This is a genomic window from Nostoc sp. CALU 1950, from assembly GCF_051172895.1.
GTDB classification, from domain to species: domain Bacteria; phylum Cyanobacteriota; class Cyanobacteriia; order Cyanobacteriales; family Nostocaceae; genus Nostoc; species Nostoc edaphicum_A.
Genome location: NZ_JBDNJQ010000090.1, coordinates 26229 through 32994 on the forward strand (window position 1 = coordinate 26229; position 6766 = coordinate 32994).

Consider the following 6766-nt stretch of genomic DNA (forward strand, 5'->3'; position numbering starts at 1 on the left):
TTGAAGAGTCCTATTGCCTATTGCCTATTGCCTATTGCCTATTGCCTATTGCCTATTGCCTACCTACGCAAATAATTTCAGAAATCAAAGCGTATTCCTATATCTTTTCGGTTTTGGTTTCTTGCTTAGTCCTGCGACGTAATATTAGCATCGTCACCACTCCCAAAATAAAACCGCTCACCCCTGCTGCAACTGCTAGAATCCGCCCCAATTGTTGAGCAGCATTCAACACCGGGTTATTCAGCAGATTGGAGGAAAAATGCAGCGATTGAATCGTCCATTTATCTTGGAGTTTTTGCAGCACTGCTGTCCATCGCAACGCCATATCAGCGGCTTTGCCATCTTTGAAAGAAAAAGATGCGATCGCTTCTCCAGAGGCAACATCTATCTCTGGAGTGAGAAACGTTCTGAGACTATCTCCCTTTAGTTGCATTTTGATATCTTTAATGGAACTGGAAAACTGCTGATTCCAGTACTTTTCAAACTCAGGAACTTTGTGAAAAATCTGGTTATCAACTGTTGTTATGGTGAAATTTGGATGCAAGTAAGGCTCGATTTTGGCAAAATCGCGAGTGTTTAGGGCTTGCAGCGCAATATCCCGTGTGCGAATAATTGCATCTATCTCCTGTGGATTTACATCTGCCAGAGCATATTGGGGTAGATTCCAAATTACTAACATTAACAAAACACTCCAAAGTAGCTGAGTGCATTTGTTTATGCTTATCCATTTCTGTTTGATCATATAAAAAACCTATAGATTAAGTGACGCTTACCGATAATTTTTTTAATGTTACTACCCACATTCCGTACTCCATTTTATAGGACTTGATACTCCCCACCGCATAGGCGGATGGGGATTCTTAAGCAATCCAAAAACGGATTATCAAAGGTGCTATAAAAAACTAGTACAGCACGGCATAAATAAACCACCCATTCCCAATCAACGCAACCCTTACGCTGTCTTCATTTTTAATTTTTAATTTTTAATTCCGCCTTGCGGTACTAGTAGGGTAAGTCGTAGCTCTGGTTTTTGTAACAAAAAATTAACTACGAGAAATTAATTTATTTCAATATCATGAATAAGGTGTGTAGATTATCTGTCAATAGTGTGACCTTTTTTTAATTAAAAATTAAAAGTCAAAAATTAAGGAGGATAATAATTTTTAATTAATTAAATTGGGGTACAAGCCCCCACTGAATCAAAGATTTCAGTAGTCTACAAGACGCTCGCGGACTCGCTAACGCTACGCTATCAGTGGTGAGTACAGAGCAAGCACTGATTGCAATTTTTAATTAATAATTTTTAATTTTTAATTGGAGCGTACTCTTTCAGAGAAGCAAGCTACGCGCAGCGTCTCGTAGAGAAGCGACTTGACACAGATCAAAATTACACTTTACAGCTTGATGTAGGGGAGGCAGTGTATTGGGGAGCCAGCACGCAAGGTCTTTTCCCCATTTTGGCAAGAGGTGTGAGACGATTTAGTGCATAGCGCAGCCTCTCGCCATATCGGCACAAAATAAAAGTTGGTCACTACAACAAGCAAAAAATCTGAACCGAGAATTTATTGGCAATATGAAACTCAGTCTGTGCATGATTGTGAAAAATGAAGCATCAACACTGCCTAAATGTCTGAGCAGTGTCAGAAAAGTAGTAGATGAAATGGTAGTCTTGGATACAGGCTCAATCGATCGCACTCCCAATATTGCCCAACAACTCGGTGCAAAAGTCCATCATTTTAAATGGTGTAATGACTTTAGTGCTGCTCGCAATGCAGCTCTAAAATATGTCACTGGTGATTGGATTCTGGTGTTAGATGCTGATGAAACTCTGGCTCCAGCAATTGTACCGCAGTTACGAGAGGCGATCGCTAGAGATGAATACCTGCTAATCAACCTCGTCCGCCATGAAGTTGGTGCAGAACAATCTCCCTATTCTCTGGTTTCCAGGCTATTCCGCAATCATCCAGATATTCGTTTTGACCGTCCTTATCATGCTTTAGTGGATGATAGTGTGGCAGCAATCTTAACCAAAGAACCCCATTGGCAAGTGGGCTATTTACCAGGGGTGGCACTTTCACACGTAGGATATCAAAAAAGTGCGATCGCTCAAAATAACAAATATGCCAAAGCCGCTACGGCGATGGAAGGGTTTCTCGCAACTCATCCTGATGATCCCTATGTTTGCAGTAAATTAGGGGCCTTGTATGTACAAACTGGGAAAATTACCCAAGGTATGGAGTTACTGAGACGAGGAATCACCGTTGTTGAAGACAACTACGATATTTTATATGAACTCCACTATCATTTAGGTATTGCCTACAATCGGTTGAAAAAATTCCCACAAGCTATTTCTCACTATCAAGCTGCCATCAAATTGCCAATTTATCCCATGCTCAAATTAGGAGCATACAACAACTTGGGCAACTTACTCAAAGCAGCAGGAGATTTCAACGGTGCAAAAACAGCTTACGCCACAACTTTGAAAATTGACCCTACTTTTGTTGTTGGACATTATAATTTGGCGATGACATTTAAGGCTTTGGGTTTATTTATAGAAGCGATCGCATATTATAAAAATGCCATCGGGTTAAATCCCAACTATGCCGAAGCTTATCAAAATTTAGGCGTAGTGTTGCTCAAAGTTGGTAATCATCAAGATAGTTTAACAGCTTTTAGAAAAGCGATCGCCCTTCATGAAAGGTATAATCCCGAAGAAGCGAAGAGACTACGCCAGGGGTTACAAGAGATGGAACTGATGTAGATGTGAGGGAGATGAGGTTAAAGGTTAAAGGTTAAAGGGTAAAGGTTAAAGGGTAAAGGTTAAAGGGTAAAGGTTAAAGGGTAAAGGTTAAAGGGTAAAGGGTAAAGGTTAAAGGGTAAAGGGTAAAGAAACAAACCCCTTCCCCCTTCCCCTTTACCCTTCTTCATAATTCCCAATGCCCCATACCCAAATCAATAAGCTTGTAATGAACATTTGCTGAATGCTACCTTCTACAAGGTGACACAGGATTTGGAGTGTTTTTTTTAATATGATACGTAGACACGAAGTAGCTTTTAGCTTGACATCGCTGATCAGTCTCAATTTAATATCTAGTTTAGTTGCATTTGATTCTGCGATGGCTGCGCCAACGCCAAAGGCGAACGCCACACCACCGAGAACCCCAGATAAAAGTGTAAATTGCGAAATCTTAGTTGTGGGTGGTGGACTTTCTGGTGTAGCCACAGCTTACGAGGGTTTGCTAGCAGGGCGAACAGTTTGCCTCACAGAAATTACTGACTGGCTGGGGGGACAAATTTCTGCTCAAGGGACATCTGCATTAGATGAACGACCAACCCAACGTTCCCAACAATTTTATTCTCGCGGTTATCTGGAATTGCGAAACCGCATTCAGCGTAAATACGGAGAACTTAATCCAGGTGACTGTTGGGTAAGTGACTCGTGCTTTCTTCCCCGTGATGCTCACACCATTTTGACTCAGATGCTCAAGGATGCCGAAAAGAAAGGCAAAGGGAAGTTGCAATGGTATCCCAATACGGTAATTAAAGATTTAGAAATCGCTGCTGATGGCAAAATAATTAATAGTGCGATCGCAATCCAACATCAACCACCAAAAGGCGCACCACCTCTCAATACTTTTACTTTATCTCAAAGTATTGAAGATGCCTATCGCTACGAAAACTCATCTCGGTTTACTAAAACTATTGTCCGTTTCATCCCCAAAGCAGCGAAAGAGAATGCTCCGAAATGGTACGTTGTAGACGCTAGCGAAACCGGGGAAATTATCGCCCTTGCTGATGTTCCCTATCGATTAGGCATTGATGCCCGTTCCTACCTAGAACCTTCTTCATCCAGCGCCAATAATGACCCCTATTGCACTCAAGGCTTTACATACACCTTTGCAATGGAGGCAACCAAGGAAGCGCAACCGCAGACAATGCCCCCATTTTATTTACAATATGCGCCATATTTCAGCTATGAATTAGCACGACTAGCTAACTTTGATTTAGTTTTTACCTATCGTCGCATTTGGAGTCCAAACAAAGGTCAACCAGCAAAATTCGGTGGTGTAAGTTTTACTGCGGCTACACCAGGGGATATTTCCATGCAAAACTGGACTTGGGGTAACGACTACCGCCCCGGAACAGCCAAGGATAACCTAATTTACACTCGCCAACAGTTACAAGGTACTGGGCAATTACAGCCAGGGGGGTGGATGGGAGGACTGCGGACAGAAACCCTCCGCAGAGGTGAGGAAAATGCCCTATCTTTCTATTACTGGTTAGTAGCTGGAACTACAGATTCCCAATTAGGGGAGGGTGTAAAGCAGCAGCGAACTAATAATCGCTTTGTTTCGGGTTTAAATTCGCCAATGGGGACAGCACATGGCTTATCGAAATATCCCTATATGCGAGAAGGACGCCGCATCATTGGCCGCCCTAGTTGGGGGCAAACCGGAGGTTTTGGTATCTGGGAAATTGATATTTCTCGTCGAGATTATAATGATGAGTATTATTCAAAGACTCTGCCAGCAGATATGTATCGTCGGCTACGAGCAGCAGTTGCAGGTTTGGAAGCAGTATCAGTAATTGACGGTCAAGTTACACCAGACAAGGCAATGCGACGGACTCGTTCTACCATCTTCCCCGATTCTGTGGGTATTGGTCACTACGCGATAGATTTCCATCCTTGCATGGTAAATAGTCCCCCAGAAGCCCCTGGTAACATAGAACGTCCAGGCGAAAGACGCGGTGCTGGTCAAGCTTATCCCTTCCAAATTGCTCTCAGGGCGATGATTCCCCAGAAAATCGACAATTTGCTGGTAGGAGGCAAAAGTATTGGTACTAGTCATATTGCCGCTGCTGCCTATCGGGTACATTCCTTTGAATGGTCTGCTGGCGCAGCTGCGGGGACTGTCGCTAGTTTTGCCATCAAAAATGCGATCGCACCTTACCAATTAGTCGATGACTTACCCAAACAAGAGCCACAGCTAGAAGCACTCAAACAGCTTTTACAAAAAAATGGCAACCCTACCGCTTTCCCAGATACATCTATTTTTAACCAAAACTGGGATAATTGGAAATAGGGCATTGGGCATGGGGCATTGGGCATTGGTTATTAATTCTTTTCCCCATTCCCCATTCCCCATTCCCCATTCCCCACTCTCCATTCCCCACTTCCCAGACAATAAACTAAACTAATTACTTATAGTGTAGTTTTGTAAAATCCTCTTGACCAATTGTTGTATGGTTATGATACTTTCAGCTGATGTTTACGGGATGGCCACAGCACCAACTGTAGCTCCTGAACGGTCTAATCAAGTTATCCGTAAGACTTATCCGAATTACAAAGTGATTGTATTAAACGATGATTTTAATACATTCCCACATGTGGCTGAGTGTTTGATGAAATATATTCCGGGGATGACTGGCGATCGCGCGTGGGATCTGACTAATCAGGTACACTATGAAGGTCAAGCGATCGTCTGGGTCGGGCCCCAAGAACCTGCGGAACTCTATCATCAGCAGCTGCGCCGAGCAGGTTTGACAATGGCACCTCTAGAAGCAGCTTAATTATCATGGGCAAACCCCCCGTAGATCCTCTCGGAACGGCTTCGCAAAAAGCAAAAGCTGCCAGACTGGTTTGGAATCATTCGACACACCTTTCTGGTCTTATCCCTATTTTAGAACGTCTTTGTCAGCACGATGGTATCCAAACCGTGACACCGGGAGTGATTGGGCGGTCAAAAGGTCATTGTCCAAAAATGCAACTGCGCGTCTCAGTACCCATTCGGGGGGGCTATAAAGTCATCGCTCGGCAGGGGAAAACGGTACAAGAGGTGTTTATTTTAACAACCTTACCCCAAGATGAACTAGAAACGTCATTAGCGATCGCCATGAAATCTTAACCATCCCCCATGCCCAATCCCCAATAACTATTCCTCAACCCGATGTACTGCAAATTTGTGTAGCGGCAGACTTAGGATGCAAGAAAAAGTTAAGAAATATGACAGAGCTGTAGTTATTTTCAAAGTCATCAGCACAGATTCCCAATCGGGTAAAACCATTTTCTCTATGCCAAAAGCTACACAGTAAACTAGCCAGTAACTAAAGCTCATTCTAAACAGAATCCGCTCTGTTTCTTCCATCTCATTTGTTTTTTGCTTACTATCCCAAAGTAACACCAGTCCAATAATGCAAGCGACAAAGGAAACAGCAACTACAGATTCGTGACAAAATATATTTAACGAATGCATTTGTGTTCATTCCCACATTTTTCCAGTTGAAGATCAGTCTAAAGGAATATTCCTTGCAGGAATACAAATTATTTACAAACCTCAATAGATTGAAGAGTGCTGAGTGAAAAATCTCACTTGCAACTCAGCACTCATAACTCCGTTAACTTTCAAGACGAGTTGCTGAAATTGAAGCGTTTGCAACATTTGTTCCTTCATGTATAAGAAAGGCTTAAGTTTTTCCAAGAAATGTATAAGCAGTTGCTGCAAATACTTCATACTTTGCAACAATTGCTTCTTCATGTATAAGAAAGGCTTAAGTTTTTCCAATAAATGTATAAGCAGTTGCTGCAAAAACTCCATGCTTTGCAACAATTGCTTCTTCATGTATAAAAAAGGTTTAAATCATTGCAGCAATCATTGTAATTAGCTTATGAATTAGGGGGAACCGGAGTCAAAGTCCCCCTTTTTAAGAGGATGTTTGAAAAGTTTTGAGGGGTCAAATTTTATGCTAATCGCCTCACCATGATCCG

At 42.4% G+C, this 6766-nt stretch carries 6 protein-coding genes; 4 read left to right on the plus strand and 2 right to left on the minus strand.

Features of this window, described 5'->3' with window-relative positions; translation table 11 throughout:
- Positions 1-97: 97 nt before the first annotated feature.
- Entirely contained in the window at positions 98-679 is a 582-nt protein-coding gene (locus ABF638_RS22730) for a YybH family protein (protein WP_435025239.1), read from the minus strand.
- 894 nt (positions 680-1573) lie between these two features.
- On the opposite strand from ABF638_RS22730, the gene ABF638_RS22735 reads away from it, so the two are divergent.
- The 4 genes from ABF638_RS22735 to ABF638_RS22750 all read left to right on the plus strand — a co-directional run bounded on the left by ABF638_RS22735 (position 1574) and on the right by ABF638_RS22750 (position 5906).
- Entirely contained in the window at positions 1574-2761 is a 1188-nt protein-coding gene (locus ABF638_RS22735; RefSeq protein WP_435025240.1) for a glycosyltransferase, read from the plus strand.
- 268 nt (positions 2762-3029) lie between these two features.
- Positions 3030-5084, plus strand: coding sequence for an FAD-dependent oxidoreductase (locus ABF638_RS22740; protein WP_435025241.1), 2055 nt, complete (start codon positions 3030-3032; stop codon positions 5082-5084).
- Between the two features lie 160 nt (positions 5085-5244).
- Complete coding sequence (gene clpS / locus ABF638_RS22745; protein ID WP_181930607.1) at positions 5245-5571, plus strand: ATP-dependent Clp protease adapter ClpS; 327 nt, start codon at positions 5245-5247, stop codon at positions 5569-5571.
- Between the two features lie 5 nt (positions 5572-5576).
- A complete protein-coding gene (locus ABF638_RS22750) occupies positions 5577-5906 on the plus strand; it encodes a DUF2103 domain-containing protein (protein ID WP_435025242.1) in 330 nt (109 codons plus the stop codon).
- 27 nt (positions 5907-5933) lie between these two features.
- On the opposite strand, the gene ABF638_RS22755 is transcribed toward ABF638_RS22750, so the two are convergent.
- Positions 5934-6254 (minus strand): hypothetical protein, encoded by a 321-nt coding sequence (locus ABF638_RS22755; protein ID WP_181930609.1) that lies wholly within the window; start codon positions 6252-6254, stop codon positions 5934-5936.
- Between the last annotated feature and the right edge of the window lie 512 nt (positions 6255-6766).